Source organism: Cloacibacterium caeni (assembly GCF_907163105.1).
Taxonomy (GTDB): Bacteria; Bacteroidota; Bacteroidia; order Flavobacteriales; family Weeksellaceae; genus Cloacibacterium; species Cloacibacterium caeni_A.
Window position 1 is genome coordinate 1,986,923 of the sequence record NZ_OU015321.1, and the last position, 26,070, is coordinate 2,012,992.

Annotated in this window: 37 protein-coding genes and 1 riboswitch; of the genes, 3 read left to right on the forward strand and 34 right to left on the reverse strand. The window is 33.5% G+C overall.

Translation table 11 applies throughout. From position 1 onward, the window contains the following. Nucleotides 1–52: 52 nt before the first annotated feature. From KKQ76_RS09220 to KKQ76_RS09230, 3 genes are read right to left on the reverse strand one after another with little or no spacing between them, the layout of a single operon-like run. The gene (locus KKQ76_RS09220) at nt 53–1,243 is read right to left on the reverse strand and encodes a homoserine dehydrogenase (protein WP_213196870.1); all 1,191 of its coding nucleotides are present in this window, start codon (nt 1,241–1,243) and stop codon (nt 53–55) included. 42 nt (nt 1,244–1,285) lie between these two features. Further along, complete coding sequence (locus KKQ76_RS09225) at nt 1,286–2,224, reverse strand: homoserine O-acetyltransferase family protein (RefSeq protein WP_246501378.1); 939 nt, start codon at nt 2,222–2,224, stop codon at nt 1,286–1,288. A gap of 32 nt (nt 2,225–2,256) precedes the next feature. Next, nucleotides 2,257–3,552, reverse strand: a complete 1,296-nt coding sequence (locus KKQ76_RS09230; protein ID WP_213196871.1) for an O-acetylhomoserine aminocarboxypropyltransferase/cysteine synthase family protein — start codon at nt 3,550–3,552, stop codon at nt 2,257–2,259. Between the two features lie 138 nt (nt 3,553–3,690). Further along, a riboswitch (SAM riboswitch) is annotated at nt 3,691–3,800 on the reverse strand. 243 nt (nt 3,801–4,043) lie between these two features. On the opposite strand from KKQ76_RS09230, the gene KKQ76_RS09235 reads away from it, so the two are divergent. Further along, nucleotides 4,044–6,305: a glycoside hydrolase family 3 C-terminal domain-containing protein gene (locus KKQ76_RS09235; RefSeq protein WP_213196873.1), complete on the forward strand. Its 2,262-nt coding sequence runs from the start codon at nt 4,044–4,046 to the stop codon at nt 6,303–6,305. Nucleotides 6,306–6,387: 82 nt separating this feature from the next. Here KKQ76_RS09235 and KKQ76_RS09240 read toward each other — a convergent pair whose 3' ends face one another. From KKQ76_RS09240 to KKQ76_RS12740, 3 genes are read right to left on the reverse strand one after another with little or no spacing between them, the layout of a single operon-like run. Then, a complete protein-coding gene (locus KKQ76_RS09240; RefSeq protein WP_213189980.1) occupies nt 6,388–7,302 on the reverse strand; it encodes a dimethylarginine dimethylaminohydrolase family protein in 915 nt (304 codons plus the stop codon). Between the two features lie 54 nt (nt 7,303–7,356). Further along, nucleotides 7,357–7,776: a tyrosine-type recombinase/integrase gene (locus tag KKQ76_RS12735; RefSeq protein WP_317194574.1), complete on the reverse strand. Its 420-nt coding sequence runs from the start codon at nt 7,774–7,776 to the stop codon at nt 7,357–7,359. Continuing rightward, the gene (locus KKQ76_RS12740; RefSeq protein WP_246501379.1) at nt 7,770–8,189 is read right to left on the reverse strand and encodes a tyrosine-type recombinase/integrase; all 420 of its coding nucleotides are present in this window, start codon (nt 8,187–8,189) and stop codon (nt 7,770–7,772) included. The genes KKQ76_RS12735 and KKQ76_RS12740 overlap by 7 nt, the downstream gene beginning before the upstream one ends. Before the next feature lie 154 nt (nt 8,190–8,343). Between KKQ76_RS12740 and KKQ76_RS09250 the strand changes: the two genes are divergently transcribed. Beyond that, complete coding sequence (locus KKQ76_RS09250) at nt 8,344–9,999, forward strand: alpha/beta hydrolase-fold protein (RefSeq protein ID WP_213196874.1); 1,656 nt, start codon at nt 8,344–8,346, stop codon at nt 9,997–9,999. Nucleotides 10,000–10,203: 204 nt separating this feature from the next. Here the strand turns inward: KKQ76_RS09250 and KKQ76_RS09255 are convergent, their stop codons facing one another. Together KKQ76_RS09255 and eno are read right to left on the reverse strand one after the other, a co-directional pair. Then, nucleotides 10,204–11,490, reverse strand: a complete 1,287-nt coding sequence (locus KKQ76_RS09255; RefSeq protein ID WP_213196878.1) for a citrate synthase — start codon at nt 11,488–11,490, stop codon at nt 10,204–10,206. Nucleotides 11,491–11,693: 203 nt separating this feature from the next. Further along, a complete protein-coding gene (eno, locus tag KKQ76_RS09260; RefSeq protein ID WP_213196879.1) occupies nt 11,694–12,986 on the reverse strand; it encodes a phosphopyruvate hydratase in 1,293 nt (430 codons plus the stop codon). Between the two features lie 204 nt (nt 12,987–13,190). Here eno and KKQ76_RS09265 point away from each other — a divergent pair, with 204 nt between their 5' ends. Then, complete coding sequence (locus KKQ76_RS09265; protein ID WP_213196880.1) at nt 13,191–13,622, forward strand: DUF1655 domain-containing protein; 432 nt, start codon at nt 13,191–13,193, stop codon at nt 13,620–13,622. A gap of 57 nt (nt 13,623–13,679) precedes the next feature. On the opposite strand, the gene rplQ is transcribed toward KKQ76_RS09265, so the two are convergent. The 26 genes from rplQ to rplW all read right to left on the reverse strand — a co-directional run bounded on the left by rplQ (nt 13,680) and on the right by rplW (nt 26,070). Continuing rightward, entirely contained in the window at nt 13,680–14,195 is a 516-nt protein-coding gene (gene rplQ, locus KKQ76_RS09270) for a 50S ribosomal protein L17 (RefSeq protein WP_104793867.1), read from the reverse strand. A 9-nt stretch (nt 14,196–14,204) separates the two neighbouring features. Next, entirely contained in the window at nt 14,205–15,200 is a 996-nt protein-coding gene (locus tag KKQ76_RS09275; RefSeq protein WP_213196882.1) for a DNA-directed RNA polymerase subunit alpha, read from the reverse strand. A gap of 31 nt (nt 15,201–15,231) precedes the next feature. Then, nucleotides 15,232–15,840 (reverse strand): 30S ribosomal protein S4, encoded by a 609-nt coding sequence (gene rpsD / locus KKQ76_RS09280; protein ID WP_213196886.1) that lies wholly within the window; start codon nt 15,838–15,840, stop codon nt 15,232–15,234. Nucleotides 15,841–15,858: 18 nt separating this feature from the next. Next, nucleotides 15,859–16,248, reverse strand: coding sequence for a 30S ribosomal protein S11 (gene rpsK, locus KKQ76_RS09285; RefSeq protein ID WP_069800926.1), 390 nt, complete (start codon nt 16,246–16,248; stop codon nt 15,859–15,861). 16 nt (nt 16,249–16,264) lie between these two features. After that, nucleotides 16,265–16,642 (reverse strand): 30S ribosomal protein S13, encoded by a 378-nt coding sequence (gene rpsM / locus KKQ76_RS09290; protein WP_069800924.1) that lies wholly within the window; start codon nt 16,640–16,642, stop codon nt 16,265–16,267. 9 nt (nt 16,643–16,651) lie between these two features. Further along, nucleotides 16,652–16,768, reverse strand: coding sequence for a type B 50S ribosomal protein L36 (gene ykgO, locus KKQ76_RS09295; RefSeq protein ID WP_004917354.1), 117 nt, complete (start codon nt 16,766–16,768; stop codon nt 16,652–16,654). A gap of 11 nt (nt 16,769–16,779) precedes the next feature. After that, nucleotides 16,780–16,995 (reverse strand): translation initiation factor IF-1, encoded by a 216-nt coding sequence (gene infA / locus KKQ76_RS09300; RefSeq protein WP_004917349.1) that lies wholly within the window; start codon nt 16,993–16,995, stop codon nt 16,780–16,782. Between the two features lie 9 nt (nt 16,996–17,004). Further along, nucleotides 17,005–18,384: a preprotein translocase subunit SecY gene (gene secY / locus KKQ76_RS09305; RefSeq protein WP_213196888.1), complete on the reverse strand. Its 1,380-nt coding sequence runs from the start codon at nt 18,382–18,384 to the stop codon at nt 17,005–17,007. 9 nt (nt 18,385–18,393) lie between these two features. Next, complete coding sequence (gene rplO, locus KKQ76_RS09310; RefSeq protein ID WP_213190004.1) at nt 18,394–18,840, reverse strand: 50S ribosomal protein L15; 447 nt, start codon at nt 18,838–18,840, stop codon at nt 18,394–18,396. A 16-nt stretch (nt 18,841–18,856) separates the two neighbouring features. Next, nucleotides 18,857–19,036, reverse strand: coding sequence for a 50S ribosomal protein L30 (rpmD, locus tag KKQ76_RS09315; RefSeq protein ID WP_069800918.1), 180 nt, complete (start codon nt 19,034–19,036; stop codon nt 18,857–18,859). An 11-nt stretch (nt 19,037–19,047) separates the two neighbouring features. Beyond that, complete coding sequence (rpsE, locus tag KKQ76_RS09320) at nt 19,048–19,569, reverse strand: 30S ribosomal protein S5 (RefSeq protein WP_069800916.1); 522 nt, start codon at nt 19,567–19,569, stop codon at nt 19,048–19,050. A gap of 13 nt (nt 19,570–19,582) precedes the next feature. Beyond that, entirely contained in the window at nt 19,583–19,936 is a 354-nt protein-coding gene (gene rplR, locus KKQ76_RS09325) for a 50S ribosomal protein L18 (RefSeq protein ID WP_069800914.1), read from the reverse strand. Nucleotides 19,937–19,947: 11 nt separating this feature from the next. Next, nucleotides 19,948–20,493, reverse strand: coding sequence for a 50S ribosomal protein L6 (gene rplF, locus KKQ76_RS09330; RefSeq protein ID WP_213196889.1), 546 nt, complete (start codon nt 20,491–20,493; stop codon nt 19,948–19,950). A gap of 19 nt (nt 20,494–20,512) precedes the next feature. Continuing rightward, nucleotides 20,513–20,911 (reverse strand): 30S ribosomal protein S8, encoded by a 399-nt coding sequence (gene rpsH, locus KKQ76_RS09335; protein WP_069800910.1) that lies wholly within the window; start codon nt 20,909–20,911, stop codon nt 20,513–20,515. 110 nt (nt 20,912–21,021) lie between these two features. Then, nucleotides 21,022–21,291, reverse strand: coding sequence for a 30S ribosomal protein S14 (gene rpsN, locus KKQ76_RS09340; protein WP_069800908.1), 270 nt, complete (start codon nt 21,289–21,291; stop codon nt 21,022–21,024). Nucleotides 21,292–21,294: 3 nt separating this feature from the next. Then, nucleotides 21,295–21,846: a 50S ribosomal protein L5 gene (gene rplE / locus KKQ76_RS09345; RefSeq protein WP_069800905.1), complete on the reverse strand. Its 552-nt coding sequence runs from the start codon at nt 21,844–21,846 to the stop codon at nt 21,295–21,297. A 2-nt stretch (nt 21,847–21,848) separates the two neighbouring features. Continuing rightward, nucleotides 21,849–22,169: a 50S ribosomal protein L24 gene (gene rplX / locus KKQ76_RS09350; protein WP_104793861.1), complete on the reverse strand. Its 321-nt coding sequence runs from the start codon at nt 22,167–22,169 to the stop codon at nt 21,849–21,851. A gap of 20 nt (nt 22,170–22,189) precedes the next feature. Then, a complete protein-coding gene (rplN, locus tag KKQ76_RS09355) occupies nt 22,190–22,558 on the reverse strand; it encodes a 50S ribosomal protein L14 (protein WP_069800901.1) in 369 nt (122 codons plus the stop codon). Next, nucleotides 22,558–22,815: a 30S ribosomal protein S17 gene (rpsQ, locus tag KKQ76_RS09360; protein ID WP_074650956.1), complete on the reverse strand. Its 258-nt coding sequence runs from the start codon at nt 22,813–22,815 to the stop codon at nt 22,558–22,560. Before rpsQ ends, rplN begins: the two co-directional genes overlap by 1 nt. 9 nt (nt 22,816–22,824) lie before the next feature. Then, nucleotides 22,825–23,010, reverse strand: coding sequence for a 50S ribosomal protein L29 (rpmC, locus tag KKQ76_RS09365; protein WP_069800897.1), 186 nt, complete (start codon nt 23,008–23,010; stop codon nt 22,825–22,827). 10 nt (nt 23,011–23,020) lie between these two features. Next, nucleotides 23,021–23,446, reverse strand: a complete 426-nt coding sequence (gene rplP / locus KKQ76_RS09370) for a 50S ribosomal protein L16 (protein WP_069800895.1) — start codon at nt 23,444–23,446, stop codon at nt 23,021–23,023. Between the two features lie 82 nt (nt 23,447–23,528). Beyond that, on the reverse strand, nt 23,529–24,239 hold the full coding sequence (rpsC, locus tag KKQ76_RS09375; protein ID WP_213196890.1) for a 30S ribosomal protein S3: 711 nt from the start codon (nt 24,237–24,239) through the stop codon (nt 23,529–23,531). Between the two features lie 8 nt (nt 24,240–24,247). Continuing rightward, complete coding sequence (gene rplV / locus KKQ76_RS09380; protein WP_213196892.1) at nt 24,248–24,652, reverse strand: 50S ribosomal protein L22; 405 nt, start codon at nt 24,650–24,652, stop codon at nt 24,248–24,250. 2 nt (nt 24,653–24,654) lie between these two features. Continuing rightward, nucleotides 24,655–24,933 carry a 30S ribosomal protein S19 gene (gene rpsS / locus KKQ76_RS09385; RefSeq protein WP_069800889.1) on the reverse strand — a complete coding sequence of 93 codons (279 nt, stop codon included), beginning with the start codon at nt 24,931–24,933 and terminating at the stop codon, nt 24,655–24,657. Between the two features lie 2 nt (nt 24,934–24,935). Next, entirely contained in the window at nt 24,936–25,757 is an 822-nt protein-coding gene (gene rplB / locus KKQ76_RS09390; protein ID WP_069800887.1) for a 50S ribosomal protein L2, read from the reverse strand. 22 nt (nt 25,758–25,779) lie between these two features. Beyond that, nucleotides 25,780–26,070 carry a 50S ribosomal protein L23 gene (rplW, locus tag KKQ76_RS09395; RefSeq protein WP_069800885.1) on the reverse strand — a complete coding sequence of 97 codons (291 nt, stop codon included), beginning with the start codon at nt 26,068–26,070 and terminating at the stop codon, nt 25,780–25,782.

Below are 26,070 nucleotides of genomic sequence, written 5' to 3' on the forward strand. Positions count from 1 at the left end.
AAGCGTCATTTTTCAGAGAAAAATAACGCTTAAGGAAAAAACAAGTTAATAATTATAAAATATCAATCAACACAAATGACACCTCATCTTGATGCTTTGTGAAAACGTCTTTTAGTTGCTGAAAACGAATACTTCCTACGAAATAAGCATCCTCTCTATTGCCGTAAAACTCTTCGATTTCTTCAAAATAATTTTCAAAATTTTTGCTGTCTTTAGCTTTATGTCTAAATAACACTTTCAAAGGAAAATCTTGAGCTAGTTTCAGATTTTCTGAGTTGGCTATTTTCTTGTATTCATATCTGTAATCATAAGCAATCGCAGAAATATCAGACAAAACTGCACTTGCAGTAGGCAATGAACCCGCTCCTCTTCCGTAGAAAAATTGCTTATCGGCAAAAGCGGTTTGTACTTTTACTCCGTTAAAAACATCACTCACTGTAGAAAAAGTATCAGTAGATTTTACAAATTTAGGAATCACAAGTGCGATGACTTCTTCTTCATTTCTTTTTTGAGCGTAAGCCAATAATTTAATCTGTAGATTTTTTTCTTTGGCATATTTGATTTCTAAATCTCCCAAATTCTGAATCCCCACATTGAAAACTTCTTCTGGTTTCGTGGTAATTCCGAAAGAATGCGTCAATAGAATTTGAAGTTTAGAGCGTGCATCAAAACCGCCTGTATCCAAAATAGGATTGCTCTCTGCATAGCCTTTTTCTTGGGCTTCTTTCAGCGCTTCTTCGTAGCTTAAATTATCTTGGAAAGTTTTGGTCAAAATATAATTGGTAGAACCATTTACAATTCCTTGAATAGATTGCAGAAAGTCATTATTGTAATATTCTTCTAAATTTCTGATAATCGGAATACTGCCACAAACTGCCGCTTCATACAGGAAAGGAACTTGATGCTTTTTTTGCAGTTCATACAGTTCTTCGAAATGTTCTGCAATCATTTTTTTGTTCGCCGAAACCACTGCTTTCCCTTTTTCTAAAGCAGTTTTTACAATTTCAAAAGCTGCATCTGCATCATCTATTAATTCTACCACTAGATTGATTTCTTCATCTTGCAGAATTTCGTTTTTATCATAATGAAAATGCTCTGGCGAAATATTTCTAGGCTTATCTTTATGCTTTACCACAATTTTTTTGATGGTGGCATCTACCGTTTTACTTTTGTGCAAAACGTCATAAAGACCAGTTCCTACCACTCCATAACCAAACAATCCTATCGTTAATTTTTTGCTCATTTTTTTAATTTTAATTTTTTGAAAATCATCATTTGTGTTTTCTTATAAGTTGAAATGCTTTTTAAGCAAGGTGGAAATCTTATCAGTTTCGATTAAAAATCCATCATGTCCATAGAGTGAAGAAATCACTTCTAGCTTTGCGTTTTTTATATGTTCTGCTATAAATTTTTGCTCCGAAACAGGAAAAAGAATATCGCTATCAATTCCTATCACCAAAGTTTCTGCGGTAATTTGGTTCAAAGCATTTTCTACTGAATTTCTGCCTCTTCCCAAGTGGTGAGAATCCATAGCTTTAGAAAGCATGAAATAACTTTCTTTAGAAAATCTTTTTCTGAGTTTTTCTCCTTGATGTCTTTGATAAGAAGCCGCTTTATAATTTTCTAATTTTTCTTCTTCATCAGTTTGAGTCGCTTCAAAAGTAGCATAGTTTCTGTACGAAAGCATGGCGATAGCTCTAGCTGCATCTATTCCGTTTTCGCCTAATTCCAGCGCCATTCTTTGTGCTTCGTTAAAAGCAATTCCCCACGCAGAATGCTTTGCGTTGGTAGCAATTACAAATAATTTTTTAATAAAATCTGGTTCTGCAATCGCCCACTCTAAACATTGCATTCCGCCGAGAGAACCTCCTAGAAGCAATTCTATTTCAGAAATTTGTAAAAATTTGGCTAATTCTTGGTGAAGTTTTACCATATCACGAATGGTGATTAATGGAAGTTTTTCTTGTTTTTGGAAACTCGTTCCGTAACAAGAACCTAAAATATTGGCACAAACTATGGTATATTTTTCGGTGTCTAAGGTTAAATTTTCGCCAATGAAATTAGGCCACCAATCTTGCGCATCTGAATTTGCAGTTAAGGCATGACAAACCCAAATCACTTTTTTTTCTGGAGCTAGTTCCCCAAAAATATGATAAGCAATTTCTACATTTTGTATTTCTGTTCCACTTTCGAGTAGAAAATTTCCGACTTCTAATTTTTTCAAAATATGAGATTTAAATCTTAAGTTTTCAGCAATTAAATTTTAGAAAATGACTGTTCTAAATCTGCAATAATATCATCTATATGTTCTATTCCTACACTTAATCTAATTTGCCCCGGAGTAATTCCTGCTTTCAATCTTTCTTCGTCTGAAAGTTGTTCGTGTGTGGTAGAAGCAGGATTGATGATAAGCGTTTTAGAATCTCCTACGTTTGCTAAATGTGAAATCAATTGTAAATTATCTATGAATTTTACAGCTGCTTCTTTTCCGCCTTTGATTTCAAAATTAAGTACCCCTCCGAAACCTTTTTTCAGGTATTTTTTGGCATTCTCATAATCTGGGAAACTTGGCAAACCTGGATATAATACTTTTTCTACTTTCGGGTGATTTTCTAAAAATTCCGCTAATTTCTGAGCATTTTCTACGGTTCTGTCTACTCTCAGCGATAATGTTTCTAAACCTTGAAGCAATAAAAATGAATTGAATGGAGAAATAGCTGGACCGAAATCTCTAAGACCTTCTACTCTAGCTTTGATGATAAAGGCAATATTTCCAAAAGGTCCATTTACCCCAAAAACATCAGAGAAAACCAAACCATGATAACTGTCTGAAGGTTCAGAAAACTGTGGGAATTTACCATTTCCCCAATCAAAATTTCCTCCATCAACAATAATTCCACCAATAGAAGTTCCGTGACCACCAATCCATTTGGTCGCAGATTCTACCACTACATTTGCGCCATGTTCAATCGGTCTGAACAAATAACCGCCTGCTCCAAAAGTATTGTCTACGATAAGTGGAATATTATGTTTTTTAGCCACTGCAGCGACTGCATCAAAATCTGCCACATTCAACGTAGGGTTTCCTATGGTTTCTAAGTAAATTGCTTTGGTGTTTTCGTTAATCAATTCTTCAAAACTTTCTGGCTCATCGTCTTTAGCAAATTGTGCTTCGATTCCTAATTTTTTGAAAGAAACTTTGAACTGATTATAACTTCCTCCGTACAAATAAGGCGAACTCACGAAATTGTCACCTGCTTGTAAAATATTGGTAATCGCCAAAAATTGTGCAGCGTGACCAGAAGCGGTAGCCAAAGCAGCTACTCCACCATGAAGTGCAGCCACTCGTTTTTCGAATACATCTGTAGTGGGATTCATGAGTCTGGTGTAGATATTCCCAAATTCTTTTAAACCAAAAAGATTGGCAGCATGTTCTGCACTGTTAAAAGTATAAGACGAAGTTTGGTAAAGCGGCACCGCTCTAGAATTGGTAGTTGGGTCGATTTCTTGACCAGCGTGAAGTTGAAGCGTTTCAAATTTTAAATTGCTCATTTTTTTAATAATTTTTTAATTGTTAAATATTAGAGCAACTTATTTGCAGAAAATTCTTGACGAAAGAGCATAAAAAAACTCTTCCGACAAGTCGAAAGAGTTTTTGATATAGTGTATGACTATTTTAAACTGATTTCAGACTTATCTTTCCCGAATTTCGGGGTTGAATTTGGCACCTTACTCACATTTCTGTTAGCAGGTTGCCAAGGTTTCGCAGGGTCAATTCCCTCCACCTTTCTTAATAAGTTGCGTGTATAAAGAACGTTTTTCGTGGTGCAAATATAAAAACAAGTTTTTCAGAAAACCAAATTTTTAGAAGAAAAAAATATTTTTTCAATTTTAAACAAATTATAACTACCTGATTAACAATTAATTTATTGATTTTTATTTTTAAATATTCAATTTCAAGATAAGTTTTTTGAAAAATTTATTATCTCATTTTGAGATAATAATAAAAAGTTGTAGTTTTACTGAACCAAAAATTAATTCTTATGTTCAAGAAAATTGTTCTTGTTTGCTTAGTTTCACTAATGAGTTTTCAAGTAAAAGCACAAGAAAAAAAGACACAAATTTATTTAGATGATTCGCAACCTATAGAAGCCAGAGTAGAAGACGCTCTTTCTAAAATGACTTTAGAAGAAAAAGTAGCGATGCTTCATGCTCAGTCAAAATTCAGTTCACCAGGTGTTCCAAGATTAGGAATTCCAGAATTTTGGACAACTGATGGACCACACGGAATTCGTCCTGAAGTAAAATGGGATGAATGGGATCAAGCTGGTTGGACCAATGACTCCATCATTGCATATCCTGCGCTTACTGCACTCTCTGCAACTTGGAACAAAAAAATGTCTTGGAATTACGGAAAAGCTCTTGGAGAAGAAGCTCGTTATAGAAAAAAAGATATTCTATTAGGACCAGGTGTAAATATTTACAGAACTCCATTAAACGGTAGAAACTTTGAATATATGGGAGAAGACCCGTTTTTATCTTCTAAAATGGTGGTTCCATACATTAAAGCAGTACAATCTAATGGTGTAGCTGCTTGTGTAAAACATTATGCACTTAATAATCAGGAACAATTTAGACATACCAGCAATGTAATTGTAGACGATAGAGCACTATATGAAATTTATTTACCGGCTTTCAAAGCAGCTGTACAAGAAGGAGATTCTTGGACCATCATGGGAGCTTATGATATGTACAAAAATCAGTATGCAAGTCAAAATCAATATTTATTAAACGATATTCTAAAAAAAGAATGGGGCTATAAAGGTGTGGTTGTTTCTGACTGGGGCGCTGTAAACGATACCAAACAAGCCATTATGAATGGACTTGATATGGAATTCGGAAGCTGGACGAATGGACTTTCGGAAGGAACTAGCAATGCTTATGACAATTACTATTTAGCGCATCCTTATTTAAAACTCATCAAATCTGGTGAAGTTGGAACAAAAGAATTGGATGATAAAGTAAGAAGAATCCTAAGATTGGCTTTCTTAACTACCATGAATAAAAACAAACCTTTTGGAAACATTGCTTCTGAAGAACACAGAGCGATTGCCAAAGAAATTGGCGAAGAAGGAATTGTATTGCTGAAAAATCAAAAAAATGTATTGCCAATTAACGTTGCCAAAACTAAAAAGATTGCTGTAATTGGTGAAAACGCTATCAAAATGATGACTGTAGGCGGTGGTTCTTCTTCATTAAAAGTAAAATATGAAACTTTACCTTTAGACGGAATTAAAGCAAGATTCGGAAAAAATGCAGAAGTAGTTTTTGCGAGAGGTTATGTAGGAGATGTAACTGGAGAATATAACGGTGTAAAAACTGGAAGAGACCTTACTGAAAAACGTTCACAAGCAGAATTAACAAAAGAAGCAGTAGAATTGGCTAAAAATTCTGATTTTGTAATTTTTGTAGGTGGACTTAATAAAAGTGATTTCCAAGATAGTGAAGGAAATGATAGAAAAGATATGGGCTTGCCTTATCATCAAGATGAATTAATTTCTGCTTTGGCTAAAGCAAATAAAAATTTCACTGTAGTTTTAGTTTCAGGAAATGCTGTAGAAATGCCTTGGGTAAAAGAAGTTCCTAGTATTGTTCAAGCGTGGTATTTAGGTTCAGAAAGCGGTCATGCTATCGCTTCAGTTTTAGCTGGTGATGCTAATCCTTCTGGAAAATTGCCTTTCACTTTCCCTGTGAAATTAGAAGACAATTCAGCGCATCAATTAGGAGAATATCCTGGTAACAAAGAAGAATTGGCTCAAGGAAAAGGAAAAGACCAACAAAACCCTATCAACATTACGTATAACGAAAGTATTTTCGTGGGTTATCGTTGGCATGATACTAAAAATATTAAACCGCTTTTCAGTTTCGGACATGGATTAAGTTACACCACATTCGAAATTGGTCAAGCTAAAGCAGACAAAGCCGTTATTACCGAAGATGAGACTATTACTTTTACCATTCCAGTAAAAAATACAGGTAAAAAAGCAGGTGCAGAAGTAGTACAATTATACATAAGAGACGTAAAATCTTCTTTACCAAGACCATTAAAAGAATTGAAAGGTTTTGAAAAAATCTACTTAAATCCGGGTGAACAAAAAGAAGTAACCATCACGATTGACAAATCTGCATTAAGTTTCTTTGACCCAGTAAAACACGATTGGGTAGCAGAACCTGGTGATTTTGAAGCGCTGATTGGGAATTCTTCAGACGCCATTAAAACGAAAATCAAGTTTTCATTACAATAATTTTTTATTTCTTATTTCTTTAAATCGAAAGGACAACCTCTTTATGAAGTTGTCCTTTTTTATTTTGATAAAAACAATCTAATTATTCTCTAACCAAAGGCATGGTAGAACATCTGAGCAAACCTCCCATTTTAGAAATTTCACGATACGGAATTTCTTCTACCGTAAAACCCCACTCATTTCTCAGAAAGTCATTCATTCTGGTAAAAGTTTCGTCTGAAACCACCACTTCTGGCGAAATAGAGAAAATATTAGGATTCATCTCGAACATTTCTTCTGGTGTAATGTGGAAGCAGTTTTCTTCACCGAAAATATCTATGATGAGCTGATAATCACTTTCATCTACAAAACCGTCTTTATAGATAATACATTTGTCTTTTCCGATAGGATTAAACGTACAATCTAAGTGCAAAACACCTTGATATGGAACCTTGTCATTTTTCTTAAGGTCAAGGTCTATGATACGTTTTTTAGGGAAATATTCTTTCAGAATTTCTATGGCGTATTCATTGGTTCTGGCCGTTTTATAATTTCTGTAATCTTCGGAGAAACATGTTCCCACAAAGAGAAAATCATCCCAAACAATTACATCTCCGCCTTCTATATGAGCAGTTTCGGGTAGATTAATAATTTTACGCCATTCTACTTTTTCAAAAATTTTACGATAAGCTTCCTGTTCATCTGCTCTATCTTTGATGACGTTTGAGATTATCATTTTATCTTCGATGACGAAGGCTACATCTCTCGCAAAAACCTGATTGTAATCTTTGATAATATTCGGTCTGAAAACTTCTACATCATATTTTTTGAGCACTTTTTCGAAGGCGGTCATTTCTGCGATGATGTCTTCTTCTTTAGGATAAATGCCATTTTCTATGGAGTAATATGATTTAGCATCATAACTTTCTTCTAAAGTAGGAACTGGGCCAATAGACTTTGGCTGACCTAGAACTACTGATTTTAATCTGCCTGTTTCGTTTTTTATATTGAGCTTCATAAATAATTTCTGCTTAAAGCAAATATAAATAAAGGTTTTGAAGTGAGGAAATTTTTACAGAAAATCAAGCGGACTTCTTAATTTATGTTTCTGAACATCTGTTATATGAGTATAAATTTCCGTAGTCTTTATCGAGTTATGCCCAAGAAGCTCTTTAATAATCCTTATATCAGTTCCATTCTCTAATAGATGTGTGGCGTAAGAATGTCTGAGAGTATGCACAGAAGCCTGAGTTTTAATTTTTGCAATTTCTATTGACTTTTTAAGAATCTGCTGAACGCTTCTTGCAGAATATTTTCCGCCAAGTTGCCCTTCAAAAACATATTCTTTTGGTTTGTATTTTTTATAATATTCTCTTAATAGATCTAAAAGTTTGGGTGAAAGCATTACTATTCTATCTTTATTTCCTTTTGATTGTCTAATAACAATACAATCTTGTTCTGATCTTATGTCAGATATTTTTAATTCTATAATTCACTTAATCTAAGCCCGCAAGAATAAATAGTAGTAATGATGGTTTTATGTTTTAGGTTTTCTGTAATATCAATAATTTTTTTAATTTCATTTTGTGTAAGAAATTTTGGTAATTTATTTTCTTTTCTTTTAGGATAAAGATGAGACAGGTTAACTTCTCTATTAAAAATTTCTTTATAAAATTTTTTTAGTGTTGCTAACATTGCTTTTTGATAAGATTGACCAATATTTTTTTCATTCACTAACCATATAATAAATTTTTCTAATTGATTATCAGTTATATCTTCTGGTTTATACTGATTAGAAATTTTTAAAAAATAAATTAGTTGACTTTTATAATTCTCAATTGTATTTTCTGAGAATCTTTGTACCCTCAGTCTAGTTAAAAATTTTTCTACTAATTTGTAGTCCATATTACAATTATTGCGCAAGTCCAAATTAATAAAAATACTGATTATCAAATATTTATATATTTTTATTGTTTTTTTACGCAGGTTTATATAATTAAATTATACGCAATGCGTATATTTGGATGTTGGTGGCAATTTTATGAAAAATCGTAAATAAATGAAAACATACTTAACACAAATTTTATTTTTAATATCAATATTTTCCTTTGCGCAAGAGAAAACAACAATCAGAATTTCTGTTCCAAATAGAAGTGACGAAGTTTATATTGTAGGAAACCAAGACAATCTCGGAAATTGGCAGCCTGACAAAATAAAGATGGTTAAAACTTCTGATTATCAAAGAGAGATTTCTGTTGAACTAAAGTTACCCGCTGAATTTAAATTTACTCGAGGAAAATGGGAAAATGAAGCAAAAGTTGTTGACTTTGAAAATAATATTAAAATTAATGAGAAATCATCTATTTTTAATTTCGAAATTGAAAATTGGAAAGACGAAAAAAAAGTAACTGGTAAATTAAGTTTAACTTATGACATCAAATATATTTCTTCAAAATATTATCCAAATGAAGAAAGAACCTTAAAAGTTTTTCTTCCAAAAAATTATAATGCTGACAAAAAGTATCCCGTAATTTATACATTGGATAGCGAAAGTCTATTTGATTTAGTGATACAAAATGTCTCTTTTTTACAAGACGAGAAAATATCTGAAAATAACATAATCCCCGAATGTATTGTCGTAGGAATTGACAATACGAACAGAAATAGAGATTTATTTCCTAATGATGGTACAAATAAAGAAATAACACTTCAACAGTTTTTACCAAATACAGAAATTTTCAACAAAATTTTAAACGAGGAAATTGTTCCTTTTATAGAAAAAAATTATTCTGTATCAAACTACAATATAATAATTGGTCATTCTGATTCAGGACATTTTGTAACAAATTTATTTTTAAGAGAAGATAATATATTTGACGGAATTATTGCGCTTTCAGTAAATGATTTTGAAAGCTATTTTAAAGACAATCGTTCCAAAATATTAAATCCTAGTTCAAAATCCTTATTTTTAGGTTTCGGAAGTAAAGACGATGAATTTAATATTTTGGGTAGATTTTTGGTAGGAGAAAAAAATTCAAACCCAAATTTTATGGTTAAAGAATATAATGCTGACCATATGCAATTACCATTTTCCAGCATAAACGATGGAATCAAATTTTTATTTTCTGATTATAAATATTATGATAGCTTAATAGAAAAATATTACACCGACGATTTTAATTACAATAATTTTGAAAAAAAATATTCAGAAAACATTCAACAAAAATATGGCATCGATGTAAAAATTGAATATGAAATTTATTATTTACTAAATAAAGCAAGAGATAAAAACAATCCATACGTTTTTAATAAAATATTAGACGAAATAGATAATAGCAATAGCTATCAACTGCAAATTAGGTTTTACGCTTCAAATGAATTTAACCAAAATGAAAGAGCGAAAAACTATTTATATAAAATGTTAGAAAGCAATGATGAAACAGACAAACTTATTTTTTATGCTATGTTAAAGACACAATATAAAACTTTTTTTATTGATAAAATAAAGCAAACAAATGAGTTTATAAGTTTTATTGAAAAGGCAAAAAATAAATGGCCAGAATACAAACTAGAATATAATTACTTGATTTTAAAAGTAGCAAATGAACAAAATTTTAAAATTGGTAGTAAGTCGAAGGAATATTTTAAATACTGCAAAAATAATTATAAAGAAAACCGATATTTTAAAATGACTGACCTTGAAAAAATAAAATAAAAACTGCCACCAATAACTAGAGTTTCGTTGCGTGCGGAGCACGAACAATGAAACTCTTGTTATGGCAAAAATCCGCTCCGCTATTTTTTTTTAATTTATCCGCAAAGCGGATTTTTTGTAGCTTAATTCAATCATCTTTCTTCTCAATAAAAACAAAAAACCTCTCAAAATTTGAGAGGCTTCCTTTTTATAAATTTGTTAAAATTATCTGTTTTCCATAGGAACATAGTCACGTTTTGGAGCACCTTGATACACTTGTCTTGGTCTACCAATTGGGTCACCGTGAAGACGCATTTCTTTCCACTGAGAAATCCATCCTGGTAAACGTCCTAATGCGAACATTACCGTAAACATTTCTGTAGGAATTCCTAATGCTCTGTAGATAATACCAGAGTAGAAATCTACGTTTGGATATAGTTTTCTTTCTACGAAGTAATCATCTTCTAGCGCTACTCTTTCTAATTGCATCGCAATGTCTAGAGCTTTGTCGTGAACTCCTAGTTTGTTTAAGATATCATCTGCAGCTTTTTTGATGATTTTAGCTCTTGGGTCGAAGTTTTTATAAACTCTATGCCCGAATCCCATTAATCTGAAGTTGTCTTCTTTATCTTTTGCTTTTTCTACATATTTAGCAACATCTCCACCGTCTTTTTCAATCATTTCTAGCATTTCGATTACTGCTTGGTTTGCACCACCGTGAAGTGGGCCCCATAATGCAGAAACTCCCGCAGAAATAGATGCAAATAGACCAGTGTGAGCAGAACCTACCATTCTTACTGTAGAAGTAGAACAGTTTTGTTCGTGGTCTGCGTGTAGAATTAATAATTTGTCTAGTGCAGCTACCACTACTGGATCAATTTCGAACTCTTCGTATGGTTTTCTGAAAGTCATTTTGTAGAAATTCTCTACATAATTTAGACTGTTATCTCCGTGGTTAAGCGGGAAACCATTGGTTTTTCTGTAAGTCCAAGCACAAAGATGAGCGAATTTAGCCAATAATAATTCTGCAGCATGGTCCATTTCTTCTTTAGATTTTACGTCTACAGCTTTTGGGTTAAATGCTGTAAGCGCAGAAGTAAGAGTAGAAAGTACACCCATTGGATGCGCAGAACGTGGGAAAGCATCAAGAATTTTTTTCATTTCTTCGGCTACGAAGTTGTAATTCTTAATGTTATTCTCGAATTGAGTAAACTGAGTAGCATTTGGTAATTCACCGTGAAGCAATAAGTACATTACTTCAGAAAAATTAGATTTCTCAGCAATTTGCTCAATAGGATAACCTCTGTAGAAAAGTTCTCCCAAATCACCATCTAAGTAAGTAATATCACTTAAAGTGGCTCCTGTATTTTTATAGCCTAGGTCTAAAGTAATAAGTCCGGTTTGATCTCTCAACTTAGAAATATCAATACCTCTATCACCAATTGTGCTTTCTACGATAGGATACTCATAAGAATTTCCGTCGTAATTGAGTATAACTTTATTATCTGACATGTTTTAGAATATATTTTCAGTAAAAATACAAAAAAAAGAATTTTACCGAAAACTTTCTATTATGCAAACCTATTTATTTTTACTATATCTGTAATAAACTTGCTAAATTGATATAGTTGCTGTTTTTAAAAATAAAATTACTATGAAGAATCCACAAAAAAACCTCCTAAAGTAGGAGGTTTTTCAGATTTATATAAGATAAATTATCTTTTAATTTTAAAAGCATCTAATCCTGGGAAAATTGCATTTTCTCCTAAAGCTTCTTCAATTCTTAATAATTGGTTATACTTCGCCATTCTATCAGAACGAGAAGCAGAACCTGTTTTAATCTGACCACAGTTGCAAGCTACCGCTAAATCTGCAATTGTAGCATCTTCAGTTTCACCAGATCTGTGAGACATTACAGAAGTATACTTATTATGCTGAGCCATTTGTACGGCTGCTAAAGTTTCAGATAATGAACCGATTTGGTTTACTTTAACCAAGATTGAATTAGCGATATTTTCTTTAACTCCTCTAGAAAGTCTTTCTACGTTTGTTACAAATAAATCGTCACCTACTAATTGTACTCTATCACCGATTTTATCAGTTAACATTTTCCATCCTTCCCAGTCATTTTCTTGCATACCATCTTCAATAGAGATAATTGGATATTTGTTTACCAATTCTGCTAAGTAAGAAACTTGTTCGCTGCTTGTAAATTGTGCAGAATCTGGAGTTTGGAATTTTCTATAATCGTAGATTCCATCTTTGTAGAATTCTGAAGAAGCACAGTCTAATGCAATCATTACATCATCACCTGGTTTGTAACCTGCTTTTTCGATTGCTTTAAGTAAAGTATCTAAAGCGTCTTCAGTTCCTTTGAAAGTTGGCGCAAAACCACCTTCATCACCTACTGCAGTAGATAAACCTCTGTCATGAAGAATAGATTTAAGATTATGGAAGATTTCAGTTCCTTTTCTCAAAGCGTGAGAGAAAGAATCTGCTTTTACTGGCATAATCATAAATTCTTGGAATGCAATTGGCGCATCTGAGTGAGAACCACCATTGATTACATTCATCATAGGCACAGGAAGTGTATTAGCATTTACACCACCAATATATTTGTAAAGAGGTTGTCTTAATTCAGCAGCAGCAGCTTTAGCAGCAGCTAAAGAAACTCCTAAAATAGCATTAGCACCTAAGTTTCCTTTGTTGTTTGTACCATCTAAATCAATCATAATTTGATCGATAAGATTTTGGTCAAAAACTGGAAGTCCTACTAATTCTGGAGCAATTACTTCTTTTACATTTTCTACGGCCTTCAGTACGCCTTTCCCCATATATTCTGAACCGCCATCGCGCAATTCTACTGCTTCGTGTTCTCCGGTAGAAGCACCAGAAGGAACAGCTGCACGTCCCATTGCACCGCTTTCGGTAAATACATCAACTTCTACAGTTGGATTTCCTCTAGAATCCAAAATTTGTCTTGCTTCAATAAATGAAATGTAACTCATATTATTCTATTTTAAAGTTTCTATTGTAGGGCTAATCTTTCAAAAAAAATGAAGACCAGCTCTTTTCTTATTTTTTGCATTGCAAATTTACGCATAATTTAGCAATGTAAGTTTATGATTTTTGTAGGGTATTTTTTGTATTTTTAAAACATAAAATCCTTCAAATTTTATTTAAAGATACTTATTAATTTTTAAAAAATTGCAATGAAAAAATCTTTTAACTATATCTTAATATTAGGCTTCATCGGCATTATCAGCTGTGATAAAGAAAGCAAAACTGCCATAGAAAAAGAGGTAAAAGTAATCAAAACAATAGATGTTAATGGAGTAAGCAAAACAGATTCTATAATTTTAGAAAATACCAATTTAGAGGGCAAGATTACCAAAACCGAAAATAAAATTGAAAAAAAGGAGTACGTTTATCGTGCTTTTGATGGTACAGAAGCCAGTGTAACTTTTACTACGGGAATTAAGGAAGGTAACTTCATCCTTATCGAAAGAAATAAACTCAAGATAGAACTACCTGAGATAGAAAGTGATATTTATGAAAAAGATGGTATAAAGGCAATATCTAAAGGAGATTTACTAACCATTACCCAAAACGGACAAATTTTCGAGTTAAGTCGTAAAAAATAAGCACAAAAAAACCATTCAGAAATCTGAATGGTTTTTTATTTATAGAAATTCTGAAAATTATTCTTCAGTTTTTTCTTCAGTAGCTTCAGCTTTTGGCTCTTCTACTACAGCAGCTTCTTCTACCACTGGAGCAGCTACTACAGCAGCTTCTTTCTTAGTAGATCTTCTGCTTCTTCTAGTTGCTTTTTTCTCTTCAGCATTAGGATTGTAAAGTTCATTGAAATCTACAAGCTCGATTAATGCAGTGTCTGCAGCATCACCAGGTCTGAAACCAGTCTTGATGATTCTAGTATAACCACCATTTCTGGTAGCGATTTTAGGAGCTACAGTTCTGAAAAGTTCTGCAACTGCTTCTTTACTTTGTAAGTAAGAGAAAGCAATTCTTCTGTTGTGCGTAGTATCTTCTTTAGCTTTAGTTAAGATAGGTTCTACGTATACTCTTAAAGCTTTAGCTTTAGCAACAGTAGTATTTATTCTTTTATGTTCAATTAGTGAGCATGCCATGTTAGAAAGCAAAGCGCTTCTGTGAGAGGCTGTTCTACCTAAGTGATTGAATTTTTTTCCGTGTCTCATTGTTAAGGATTATTTATCAGCGTCTAACTTATATTTTGCAACATCAAACCCGAAGTTTAGTCCTTTTGAGTGAACAAGTTCTTCAAGTTCTGTCAATGATTTCTTACCGAAATTTCTGAATTTCATCAAATCAGACTTACTATAAGAAACTAATTCACCTAGAGTTTCTACTTCAGCTGCTTTTAGACAGTTAAGAGCTCTCACAGAAAGATCCATATCTGCTAATTTAGACTTAAGTAATTGTCTTGTGTGAAGGGTTTCTTCATCGTATTGGATTGATGCTTTTACAGCTTCAGTTTCTAGAGTTATTCTCTCATCAGAGAATAACATGAAATGATAAATTAATATCTTAGAAGCTTCAGTTAAAGCATTTTGAGGGGTGATAGAACCATCCGTCTCAATGTCTAATACAAGTTTTTCGTAGTCTGTTTTTTGCTCTACACGATAGTTTTCAATGCTATATTGAACTTTCTTAATAGGAGTAAAGATAGAGTCAATTGCAATCGTTCCTATAGGTGCATTGTTAGATTTGTTTTGTTCTGAAGGAACATAACCTCTTCCTTTGTCGATGTTGAAATTCATTTCGAAAGACACCTCTTTTGTCAAGTTGCAGATTACTAAGTCTGGATTAAGTACCTCGAAGTTATTCATCGAGCTAGCAAAATCACCTGCAGTGATCACTTCTTTACCAGAAATTTTCACACTTACTTGTTCTGCTGATGCGTTTTCTACTTTTGCTTTAAGTCTTAATTGCTTAAGGTTAAGGATGATTTCCGTAACATCTTCTATTACACCTGGAATTGTTGAAAATTCGTGCTCTACTCCTTCTATTTTGATAGATGTGATAGCATATCCTTCTAGAGAAGAAAGTAAAACTCTTCTCAAAGCATTACCGATAGTAAGTCCGAATCCTGGCTCTAATGGTCTAAATTCGAATTGACCTTTGAAATCCGTAGAATTAAGTAGAATTACTTTGTCGGGTTTTATGAATTGTAAAATTGCCATAATATTGGGTTGAGCAAAAATTTGATTAAAATTATTTAGAGTATAATTCGACGATTAGCTGTTCTTTGATATCTTCAGGGATCTGAATTCTTTCAGGAGCTGAGATAAAAGTACCTTCTTTCTTTTCGTCGTTAAATTGTAACCATTCATAAGATGATTTAGAAGCTAATGAATCAGCAATTACTTCTAGAGATTTAGATTTTTCTCTAATAGCGATTACGTCACCTGCTTTTAATAAATATGAAGGGATGTTTACAATTTCTCCGTTTACTGTTACGTGTCTGTGAGAAACTAACTGTCTAGCACCAGCTCTGGTTTTAGAAAAACCAAATCTGTATACTACGTTATCTAATCTAGATTCACATAATTGTAAAAGAACCTCACCTGTAACGCCTTTGCTTCTGTGCGCTTTATCGAAAAGGTTAGCAAATTGTCTTTCTAAGATACCGTAAGTATATTTAGCTTTTTGTTTTTCAGCTAACTGTACAGCATATTCAGATTTTTTAGCACCTCTTCTTTTGTTAGGTCCGTGTTGTCCTGGTGGTTGATTTTTTCTTTTTTCGAAACTTTTATCGTCTCCGTAAATTGCAGCACCAAATTTACGTGCAATTTTAGTTTTTGGTCCAATATATCTTGCCATAGGTTAAATTTCTAAAAATTAAACTCTTCTTCTTTTAGGTGGTCTACATCCATTGTGTGGCATAGGAGTCACGTCAATGATTTCTGAAACTTCAATTCCTGAATTGTGAATAGATCTGATTGCAGATTCTCTACCTGCACCTGGACCTTTTACAAACACCTTTACTCTTCTTAAACCAGCTTCGTAAGCTACTGAAGAGCAATTTTCTGCAGCCATTTGAGCTGCGAATGGAGTATTCTTTTTAGAACCTCTGAATCCCATTTTACCGGCAGAAGACCAAGAAATTACTTCTCCGTTTTTGTTTGTCAAAGAAATAATAATATTATTGAAAGAAGCTTGGATATGTGCTTCACCAATAGCTTCTACTTTTACTTTTCTTTTTTTAACTACTTTAGTTTGTTTTGCCATAATTCTAATCTAAAGATTATTTACTTGCTTTTTTCTTGTTAGCAACTGTTTTTCTCTTTCCTTTACGGGTTCTAGAATTGTTTTTCGTTCTTTGGCCTCTTAAAGGTAATCCCAGTCTGTGACGTATTCCTCGTTGGCAACCTATGTCCATCAATCTCTTGATATTCAATTGCACTTCAGAACGTAATTCACCTTCTACTTTGATGTTTTCAGTGATGTAATTTCTGATTGCAGCCAATTCATCGTCATTCCATTCGTTGACTTTCTTGTCTTCGCTGATACCGGCATTTTTAAGGATTTCAGAAGCTGTGCTTCTACCAATTCCGTAAATGTAAGTTAAACCGATAACGCCTCTTTTGTTTTTTGGTAAATCAATACCTGAAATTCTCGCCATAATTTAATTTTAGCCTTGTCTTTGTTTAAATTTTGGGTTCTTCTTGTTAATAATGTACAATCTGCCTTTTCTTCTTACGATTTTGCAATCTGCACTTCTTTTTTTAATTGATGCTCTAACTTTCATTAGTATTTAATTTAATATCTAAATGTTATTCTTCCTTTTGATAAATCATAAGGAGAGAGTTCTAATTTTACCTTGTCTCCTGGTAAAAGTTTTATGTAATGCATTCTCATTTTCCCTGAAATGTGAGCGATGAGAACATGCCCATTTTCCAGTTCCACACGGAACATGGCGTTAGATAGTGCTTCCACTATAACGCCATCTTGTTCTATATGTTTTTGTTTTGCCATAGATGTTTTTTATAAGTTTGATGTTCTAGATAATTTAGATTGCATCAATCCATCATAGTGATGGTTCAACAAATACGTGTTGATTTGCTGAACTGTATCTAAAATTACTCCTACCATGATCAATAATGAAGTTCCTCCGAAAAAATGGGAGAATCCTTCAGTCTGAACAAAGCCTCCATGCACTAAAGCTGGAAGGATTGCAAAGATAGATAAAAAAACCGCACCCGGCAAGGTTATTTTAGATAAAATATCATCTAAGTAATTTGCAGTCTCTTGTCCTGGTCTTACTTTCGGTATTAAACCTCCATTTCTCTTTAAGTCATCTGCCATTTGATTCACTGGAATAGTGATGGCTGTGTAGAAATAAGAGAAGATGATAATTAAAATTACTAGTAATACATTATACTGCCAGCTGAATGGATTTTTGAATCCTGCTAAGAAAGTATTGGTATCATCGAATTTAGTTAACAAACCAGGAACAAACATTAATGCTTGTGCGAAAATTAGTGGCATTACTCCAGATGCATTTACTTTTAGAGGAATCCATTGTCTTGCTCCTTGTAATAAATTTCTGTTTGCACCACCTGTTGCGTGAGCTCTACTTACATACTGAATAGGAATTTTTCTTACCGCAACTGAAAGTACAATTGCTAATAAGATTACCACCAACCAGAATAAAACCTCGATGAGGATCATGATGCTTCCTAAACCTCCGTTTCCTGTTTGAGTAGTAAATTCTTGTAAAAATGCAGTTGGTAAACCAGCTAGAATCCCTACCATGATTAAGATAGAAATCCCGTTACCAATGCCTTTATCTGTAATTTTTTCTCCTAACCACATTGCAAAGATAGAACCTGCAACTAATATCACTACACTTGGAACATAAAATGCAATAGATTGCGGATCAATATAATACGCAGATCTAAATTGTTCGTAAGGTAAAAAAACCTGTGTAATAGTACCTAGGTAAAATGGTGCTTGTACGAGACAAACACCTATTGTTAACCATCTTGTAATTTGATTTAAGGTTTTTCTACCACTTTCACCATCTTTCTGAAGTTTCTGTAAATAAGGAATTGCCATTCCCATAAGCTGCACAATAATAGATGCAGAAATGTACGGCATGATTCCTAGAGCCATGATTGAAGCATGACTGAAAGCTCCTCCAGTAAATGATGATAATAGACCTAATAGACCTGCAGCTTGTTTACCGCCACCTTGTTTTTGAAAATGATCTAATAAATTTCCTACTTCTGCCATGTTAATAGCTGGTAGAGAAATATAAGAAGCAAATCTATATACTAGAATCAAAGAAAGAGTGACAATAATCTTGTCCCTCAATTCTTGTAAACTCCAGATGTTTTTAAGTGTTTGAATAAAACCTTTCATTTGTTTTTATTAAAGAGTGATCGCTTTACCTCCTGCTTTAGAGATTGCCTCTTCAGCAGATTTAGTGAATTTGTTAGCAGAAATAGAAACAGAAGATTTAAGTTCTCCTCTACCCATAATTTTCACTAATTCATTTTTAGAAGATAAACCATTTTCTACCAATACTTCTTTAGTAACTTCAGAAAGATTTTTAGCGTCTACTAATGCTTGAATAGTATCTAGATTAATAGCTCTGTATTCTTTTCTGTTAATGTTATTAAATCCGAATTTTGGTAATCTTCTTTGTAAAGGCATTTGACCACCTTCAAAACCTATTTTCTGTGAGTAACCAGCTCTTGATTTTTGACCTTTGTGACCTTTTGTAGATGTACCACCTTTGCCACTACCTTGTCCTCTACCTACTCTTTTTGAATTATGAGTAGCTCCAGATGCTGGTTGAATATTATTTAAATTCATTTTTGTTAAAATTTAATTAGTTTTCCTGTACTTCTACTAAATGTCTCACTGCTGCTACCATACCTAAGATAGATGGAGTAGCTTCGTGTTCTACAACTTGGTTTAATTTTTTAAGACCAAGAGCTACTAAAGTATCTTTTTGTACTTTAGGTCTTTTGATAGCACTTCTTACTTGTTTGATTTTAATTGTTGCCATGATATAAAAAATTAACCGTTAAACACTTTAGTTAAAGAAATTCCTCTCATTCTTGCAATTTCTTCTGGTCTTCTGATATCTAACAATGCTTTGAAAGTTGCCTTTACCACATTGTGAGGGTTAGAAGAACCTTTAGATTTTGAAAGTACATCATGTACTCCTGCAGATTCTAGTACCGCTCTTACCGCACCACCTGCGATTAATCCTGTACCGTGAGAAGCTGGTCTTAAGAAGATATCAGCACCACCGTATCTAGCAGAAGTTTGGTGAGGGATTGTATGATTCATTACAGGAACTTTCACTAAATTTTTCTTAGCATCTTCTACTGCTTTAGCAATAGCAGAAGCAACTTCTTTAGATTTACCTAAACCGAAACCGATTACTCCGTCTTCATTACCTACTACTACGATTGCAGAAAATCCGAAAGCTCTACCTCCTTTGGTTACTTTAGTTACTCTGTTTACGGCAACTAGACGATCTTTAAGTTCTAGACCACCTGGTTTTACTCTTTCTATATTATCTAATCCTAACATAATTTTTTAATTTTTAAAATTTCAAACCACCTTCTCTAGCACCGTCTGCAAGAGCTTTTACTCTACCGTGATATACGAAACCGTTTCTATCAAAAACTACTTTTTCAAATCCAGCAGCTAAAGCTTTTTCAGCAATTTTCTTACCTACTGCAGTTGCAACTTCAGTTTTAGTTCCATTAGCATCTACTCCTTTCTCTCTAGAAGAAGCAGCTACTAAAGTTTTACCTTCTTTATCGTCAATTAATTGAGCGTAGATTTCTTTGTTACTCTTGTAAACAGAAAGTCTTGGCGCTGAAGAAGTTCCAGAGATTTTGCCTCTTACTCTTCTTTTAATTCTATCTCTTTTTTGTACTTTTGTTAATGCCATTGTCTTAATTTTTAAGCAGATTTACCAGCTTTACGTCTAATTATTTCACCAACGAATTTCACACCTTTACCTTTGTATGGTTCTGGTTTTCTGAATGAGCGAATTTTAGCAGCCACCATTCCCAATAATTGTTTGTCATAAGAAGACAAAGTGATGATTGGGTTTTTACCTTTTTCTGTTAAAGTATCTACTGTGATTTCTTTTGGAAGATCTAGTACGATACCGTGAGAGAAACCTAGAGCTAATTCTAGTTTTTGACCAGAGTGAGATGCTCTATAACCTACCCCTACTAATTCTAATTTTTTGGTGAAACCTTCAGAGGTTCCTACCACCATATTATTGATTAACGCTCTATAAAGACCGTGTAATGCTTTATGATTTTTAGCTTCAGATGGTCTGTTTACAGTGATTTTACCATCTTCTTGCTCAAGAGTAATTCCGCCTGTAATTTCTTGAGAAAGTTCTCCTTTAGGACCTTTCACAGTTACTACATTATCGTTTACAGTAACTGTAACACCTGCAGGAATTTCTATAATTGATTTACCAATTCTTGACATTTCTTCCTAATTTTTACAATTAATAAACATAGCAGATTACTTCGCCACCTACTTTTTCTTCTCTGGCTTTCTTATCAGTCATTACTCCCTTAGAAGTAGAGATGATAGCTACACCTAAACCGTTTAATACTCTTGGTAATTCTTCTGTACCAGCGTATTTTCTCAAACCTGGTCTAGAAGCTCTTTGGATAGACTTAATAGCCGGTTTGTTAGTTTGCTTATCATATTTCAAAGCGATTTTGATAGTCCCTTGAACAGCGTTATCTTCAAACTTGTAGTTTAAGATGTAACCTTGATCAAATAAGATTTTCGTAATCTCCTTTTTGATTTTTGATGCAGGAATTTCCACCACTTTGTGGCCTGCGCTTTGTGCGTTCCTTACTCTAGTTAGGAAATCTGAAATTGGATCTGTTACCATTTTTTTATTTTAAATTATTATTGGTGAATGATATTCAGTATTGCAGATGGCTTTTAATTTTGAGGCTAAAAGCCATAAGCAACTTAAATATCTTGATTAAAAACTAATTGTTACCAACTTGCTTTTTTAACTCCCGGGATAAGACCATTGTTAGCCATTTCTCTGAAAGTAACTCTCGAAATACCGAAAGTTCTCATGTAACCTCTTGGTCTTCCTGTTAATTTACATCTGTTGTGTAATCTTACAGGAGAAGCGTTTTTAGGTAATTTCTGAAGTGCTTCATAATCACCTGCTTCTTTTAGGGCAGCTCTTTTAGCAGCATATTTAGCAACTAGTGCTTCTCTTTTGCGCTCACGCGCTTTCATTGATTCTTTTGCCATTTCTTAGTTCTTTTTAAACGGTAAACCGAAATGAGTTAATAATGCTTTTGCTTCTTTGTCAGTTTTAGCAGTAGTAACGAAAGTGATGTCCATCCCTTGGATTTTTTTCACTTTGTCGATCACGATTTCTGGGAAGATAATTTGCTCAGTAATCCCTAAGTTGTAATTACCTCTACCATCGAAACCATCGGCTTTGATACCGTTAAAATCTCTAATTCTTGGTAAAGCAGATGACGTAAGTCTATCTAAAAATTCGTACATTTTTTCTGCTCTAAGCGTTACTCTTGCACCAACTGGCATCCCTTTTCTTAATTTGAAAGCTGCCTCGTCTTTTTTAGATAAAGTTCCTACTGCTTTTTGACCAGTGATAGCTGTAAGTTCTTCTACTGCATAGTCTACGATTTTTTTGTCTGCAGTTGCAGCACCTAAACCTTGAGACACAACAATTTTTTCTAATTTAGGTACTTGCATGATAGATTTGTACCCAAATTCTTCCATCATTGCTGGAACAATTTTTTCTGTATATAATTTTTTGGGTCTTGCTACGTATTCCATAATTAGATTTCTTTACCTGTTGTTTTAGCAATTCTTACTTTTTTATCACCTTCTACTTTATACGCTACTTTAGTAGCTTTTCCGTTTGCATCTACTAGAGATACGTTAGAAATATTAATAGATGCTTCTTTTTCTACGATTCCGCCTTGAGGATTAGATGCAGATGGTTTTACGTGTTTTTTAACAACGTTTACACCTGCTACGATAACTCTAGCATCAGCGTTTTCTTTCTTAATCACTTCTAGAACTTCACCTTTACTACCTTTGTTTTTACCAGTAGTAACGATTACGTTATCTCCTCTTTTTATTTTAACTTTTGCCATTTTTTCTAAAATTTTTAAAATTATAATACTTCAGGAGCTAATGAAATGATTTTCATATATTCTTTGTCTCTCAATTCACGAGCAACTGGCCCGAAAACACGAGTTCCTCTCATTTCTCCAGCAGCATTTAGAAGAACGCAAGCATTGTCATCAAATTTGATGTATGAACCATCTTTTCTTCTAACTGCTTTTTTAGTTCTTACGATAACTGCTTTAGATACTTGTCCTTTTTTTGCATTTCCTGATGGAGTAGAATCTTTGATAGTAACTACGATTTTATCACCTACAGAAGCATATCTTCTTCTAGTTCCACCTAGAACTCTGATTACTAGTACTTCTTTTGCACCAGTATTATCAGCAACTTTTAATCTTGATTCGGTTTGTAACATTACTTAGCTCTTTCAATTATACTTACTAATCTCCATCTTTTATTTTTGCTCAAAGGTCTAGTTTCTGTAATTAAAACTTTATCCCCTTCGTTGCACTCATTGTTTTCATCGTGAGCGGTATATTTTTTCGTTTTTAATACGAATTTACCATACATTGGATGTTTCATTCTCATCGTTTCACTAACTACAATGGTTTTTTCCATTTTATTGCTAGAAACGATTCCGATTCTTTCTTTTCTTAAATTTCTTTCCATGATAAAATGAAATTATTGTTTGTTAGTTAACTCAGTTTCAAGTCTTGCGATTGTTCTTCTTAAATCTCTGATTTGAATAGGATTTTCAATCGGGCTAATTCTGTGCGCTAATTTCATTTTCGTGTAATCAGCTTTAAGAGCAGCTAATTGATTTTTAATATCTCCTGCGCTTAGATTTTTGATGTCAGCTTTTTTCATTTTTCAAAGATTATTGAGGTTGAACAAAATCGTTAGCTACTACAAATTTGGTAACTATTGGAAGTTTCTGAGCTGCAAGTCTTAACGCCTCTTTAGCTATTTCATAAGGAACTCCACCTACTTCAAACATAATTTTACCAGGTTTTACTACAGCTACCCAATATTCTACAGCACCTTTACCTTTACCCATCCTTACTTCGGCTGGTTTTTTAGTAATAGGCTTATCTGGAAATATTTTAATCCATAGTTGACCTTCTCTTTTCATATATCTTGTAGCAGCGATACGCGCAGCTTCAATTTGTCTTGCAGTGATCCAAGCACCGTCTATAGCTTTAATTCCGAAAGTTCCATACGCTAATTGAGATCCTCTTTGCGCATTTCCCTTCATTTTCATTTTATGAACACGACGGAATTTCGTTCTTTTAGGTTGTAACATAATTTCTTAAATTTTAGATTTTAGATTTTAGATTTTAAAAAAGTAACGGTGATTTAAAAAATATCCTCTAAAATTTGATTAATTATTTTTTATCTCTTGGTCTTCTGTTGTCTCTTCCACCAGAAGGTCCTTTTTTCTGTTGACCAACAAGTGGAGATAATTCTCTCTTGCCATACACTTCACCTTTCATGATCCAAACTTTCACTCCTAGCTTACCGTACTGAGTAAGTGCTTCACCAATGTGATAATCGATATCTGCTCTGAAAGTAGACAATGGGATTCTTCCTTCTTTGAAAGATTCTGATCTTGCCATTTCAGCTCCGTTTAATCTACCTGAGATTTGAACTTTGATACCTTCTGCACCCATTCTCATAGTGCTGGTCATAGCCATTTTAACAGCTCTTCTGTAAGAAATTCTGTTTTCTATTTGCTTAGCAATACTTTCTGCAACTAGAATTGCGTCTAGTTCTGGTCTTTTGATTTCGAAGATATTGATTTGGATATCTTTATCAGTTATCTTTTTTAATTCTTCTTTTAATTTATCAACTTCTTGACCACCTTTACCGATGATAAGACCTGGTCTTGCAGTAGTGATTGTTACTGTTACTAATTTTAGGGTTCTCTCGATGTAGATTCTAGAGATACCACCTTTAGATAATCTAGCTTCTAGGTATCTTCTGATTTTGTAGTCTTCTGCGATTCTGTCTCCATAATCGTTTCCACCAAACCAGTTAGAATCCCATCCTCTGATGATTCCTAATCTATTACCAATTGGATTTGTCTTCTGTCCCATACCTTTGATTATTGATTATCTTGTTTGTTACCTAATATTAATGTTACGTGGTTAGATCTTTTTCTAATTCTGTAACCTCTACCTTGCGGTGCAGGTCTTAATCTCTTAAGTTGTCTTGCACTGTCTACAAATATTTCTTTTACAAAAAGATTTGCCGCTTCTATGTCAGCACCTTCATTTTTTGCTTGCCAGTTAGCAATTGCAGAAAGAAGAAGTTTTTCTAATTTATTAGAAGCGTCTTTTTTAGAATATTTAAGGATGTATAAAGCTCTGTCTACATTTTCTCCACGGATGATATCAGCAACGAGTCTCATTTTTCTTGGAGAAGACGGACAATTGTTTAATGAAGCTTTTACAACGTCTTTGTTAGCTTCTTTTCTTGCGATTGCGCTATCTTGTTTTCTTGATCCCATGATTATCTGCTACCTTTATTTTTGTTACCAGAGTGTCCTCTGAAAGATCTCGTTGGAGAAAATTCACCTAACTTATGTCCTACCATGTTTTCAGTTACATAAACTGGGATAAAAGATTTCCCGTTGTGTACTGCGATAGTTTGACCTACCATGTCTGGAGAAATCATTGATGCTCTAGACCATGTTTTAATAACTGTCTTCTTATTTTGTTCTATGTTTGCCTGAACCTTCTTTTCTAAATGATGTGCGATGAAAGGTCCTTTCTTAAGTGATCTTGCCATAATTATTTTCTTTTAGATACGATGTAACGGTTAGACACTTTGTTTTTCTTTCTAGTCTTGTAACCTTTAGCTGGTTTACCGTTTCTAGATCTTGGGTGACCACCAGAAGATCTACCTTCACCACCTCCCATTGGGTGATCTACAGGGTTCATAGCTACAGCTCTTGTTCTTGGTCTCTTACCTAACCATCTGCTTCTACCTGCTTTACCAGAAACGGTAAGTTGGTGATCTGAGTTAGATACAGAACCAATCATAGCCATACATTCTACTAAAATCATTCTAGATTCTCCTGAAGGCAATTTAATGATTGCATATTTACCATCTCTAGAAGTTAATTGCGCAGAAGAACCTGCACTTCTAGCAAGGATTGCACCTTGTCCTGGTCTTAGTTCGATGCAAGAGATCACAGTACCTAATGGTATGTTTTTCAATTTCATTGCATTTCCTACTTCAGGTTCTACATTATCTCCAGAAACTACAGTTTGACCTACTTTAATACCGTTTGGAGCAACGATGTATCTCTTTTCTCCATCTGTGTATTCTACTAAAGCGATAAACGCAGTTCTGTTTGGATCATACTCCACAGATAAAACAGTAGCAGCTACATCAAATTTATTTCTTTTGAAATCGATGATTCTGTACTTTTTCTTGTGTCCACCTCCGGTATAACGCATGGTCATTTTACCAGTGTTATTTCTACCTCCTTTTTTAGAAAGTCCTACAGTTAGAGACTTCTCAGGTTTGTTGGTAGTAATTTCTTCAAAATTGTTTACAATTCTGAATCTCTGTCCTGGGGTGATAGGTTTTAATTTTCTAACAGACATTACTATTAATTATATAAAATTATTAATTTGTTGCAAAAATATCAATGGTTTCGCCTTCTACAAGTTGAACCAAAGCTTTCTTCAATTTATTGGTTTTACCAACTTGAAGTCCTTTTTTAGTGTATTTCGAAGAAACTTTAGGAGCATAAATCATTGTTCTTACGTCTTCTACCTTTACACTATAAGCAGCTTCTACAGCTTGTTTGATTTGGATTTTATTAGCTTTAGTATCTACTAAAAACGTATAAACTCCGCTCAATTCTGACTGGCTGTTTGCTTTTTCTGAAATGATTGGTTTAATGATAACTGACAT

Excerpts from the sequence above, each read along its gene's own strand:
- rpsD (WP_213196886.1), bottom strand. The coding sequence starts at position 15,840 with ATGGCAAGATATATTGGACCAAAAACTAAAATTGCACGTAAATTTGGT.
- rpsE (WP_069800916.1), bottom strand. The coding sequence starts at position 19,569 with ATGTTAGGATTAGATAATATAGAAAGAGTAAAACCAGGTGGTCTAGAA.
- KKQ76_RS09275 (WP_213196882.1), bottom strand. The coding sequence starts at position 15,200 with ATGGCAATTTTACAATTCATAAAACCCGACAAAGTAATTCTACTTAAT.
- rpsS (WP_069800889.1), bottom strand. The coding sequence starts at position 24,933 with ATGGCAAGATCACTTAAGAAAGGACCTTTCATCGCACATCATTTAGAA.
- rpsH (WP_069800910.1), bottom strand. The coding sequence starts at position 20,911 with ATGGTAACAGATCCAATTTCAGATTTCCTAACTAGAGTAAGGAACGCA.
- KKQ76_RS12740 (WP_246501379.1), bottom strand. The coding sequence starts at position 8,189 with ATGGACTACAAATTAGTAGAAAAATTTTTAACTAGACTGAGGGTACAA.
- KKQ76_RS09220 (WP_213196870.1), bottom strand. The coding sequence starts at position 1,243 with ATGAGCAAAAAATTAACGATAGGATTGTTTGGTTATGGAGTGGTAGGA.
- secY (WP_213196888.1), bottom strand. The coding sequence starts at position 18,384 with ATGAAAGGTTTTATTCAAACACTTAAAAACATCTGGAGTTTACAAGAA.
- rplR (WP_069800914.1), bottom strand. The coding sequence starts at position 19,936 with ATGGCATTAACAAAAGTACAAAAAAGAGATAGAATTAAAAGAAGAGTA.
- rpsN (WP_069800908.1), bottom strand. The coding sequence starts at position 21,291 with ATGGCAAAAGAATCAATGAAAGCGCGTGAGCGCAAAAGAGAAGCACTA.
- rplQ (WP_104793867.1), bottom strand. The coding sequence starts at position 14,195 with ATGAGACACGGAAAAAAATTCAATCACTTAGGTAGAACAGCCTCTCAC.
- KKQ76_RS09230 (WP_213196871.1), bottom strand. The coding sequence starts at position 3,552 with ATGAGCAATTTAAAATTTGAAACGCTTCAACTTCACGCTGGTCAAGAA.
- rpsM (WP_069800924.1), bottom strand. The coding sequence starts at position 16,642 with ATGGCGAGAATTTCAGGTATTGATTTACCAAAAAACAAAAGAGGCGTT.
- rplB (WP_069800887.1), bottom strand. The coding sequence starts at position 25,757 with ATGTCTGTTAGAAAATTAAAACCTATCACCCCAGGACAGAGATTCAGA.
- rpsK (WP_069800926.1), bottom strand. The coding sequence starts at position 16,248 with ATGGCAAAACAAACTAAAGTAGTTAAAAAAAGAAAAGTAAAAGTAGAA.
- rpsC (WP_213196890.1), bottom strand. The coding sequence starts at position 24,239 with ATGGGACAGAAGACAAATCCAATTGGTAATAGATTAGGAATCATCAGA.
- rplF (WP_213196889.1), bottom strand. The coding sequence starts at position 20,493 with ATGTCAAGAATTGGTAAATCAATTATAGAAATTCCTGCAGGTGTTACA.
- KKQ76_RS09255 (WP_213196878.1), bottom strand. The coding sequence starts at position 11,490 with ATGTCAGATAATAAAGTTATACTCAATTACGACGGAAATTCTTATGAG.
- ykgO (WP_004917354.1), bottom strand. The coding sequence starts at position 16,768 with ATGAAAGTTAGAGCATCAATTAAAAAAAGAAGTGCAGATTGCAAAATC.
- rplW (WP_069800885.1), bottom strand. The coding sequence starts at position 26,070 with ATGTCAGTTATCATTAAACCAATCATTTCAGAAAAAGCAAACAGCCAG.
- KKQ76_RS09240 (WP_213189980.1), bottom strand. The coding sequence starts at position 7,302 with ATGAAGCTCAATATAAAAAACGAAACAGGCAGATTAAAATCAGTAGTT.
- rplV (WP_213196892.1), bottom strand. The coding sequence starts at position 24,652 with ATGGGATCAAGAAAACAAGATAGCGCAATCGCAAGAAAAGAAGCTAAC.
- infA (WP_004917349.1), bottom strand. The coding sequence starts at position 16,995 with ATGGCAAAACAAAAACATATAGAACAAGATGGCGTTATAGTGGAAGCA.
- rplX (WP_104793861.1), bottom strand. The coding sequence starts at position 22,169 with ATGGCAAAAGTTAAAATAAAAAGAGGAGATAACGTAATCGTTACTACT.
- KKQ76_RS09265 (WP_213196880.1), top strand. The coding sequence starts at position 13,191 with ATGAAAAAATCTTTTAACTATATCTTAATATTAGGCTTCATCGGCATT.
- rplO (WP_213190004.1), bottom strand. The coding sequence starts at position 18,840 with ATGAATTTAAATAATATTCAACCAGCATCTGGAGCTACTCATAATTCA.
- rplP (WP_069800895.1), bottom strand. The coding sequence starts at position 23,446 with ATGTTACAACCTAAAAGAACGAAATTCCGTCGTGTTCATAAAATGAAA.
- eno (WP_213196879.1), bottom strand. The coding sequence starts at position 12,986 with ATGAGTTACATTTCATTTATTGAAGCAAGACAAATTTTGGATTCTAGA.
- rpmD (WP_069800918.1), bottom strand. The coding sequence starts at position 19,036 with ATGGCAACAATTAAAATCAAACAAGTAAGAAGTGCTATCAAAAGACCT.
- rplE (WP_069800905.1), bottom strand. The coding sequence starts at position 21,846 with ATGGAATACGTAGCAAGACCCAAAAAATTATATACAGAAAAAATTGTT.
- KKQ76_RS09250 (WP_213196874.1), top strand. The coding sequence starts at position 8,344 with ATGAAAACATACTTAACACAAATTTTATTTTTAATATCAATATTTTCC.
- KKQ76_RS09235 (WP_213196873.1), top strand. The coding sequence starts at position 4,044 with ATGTTCAAGAAAATTGTTCTTGTTTGCTTAGTTTCACTAATGAGTTTT.
- rplN (WP_069800901.1), bottom strand. The coding sequence starts at position 22,558 with ATGTTACAAACCGAATCAAGATTAAAAGTTGCTGATAATACTGGTGCA.
- rpmC (WP_069800897.1), bottom strand. The coding sequence starts at position 23,010 with ATGAAAAAAGCTGACATCAAAAATCTAAGCGCAGGAGATATTAAAAAT.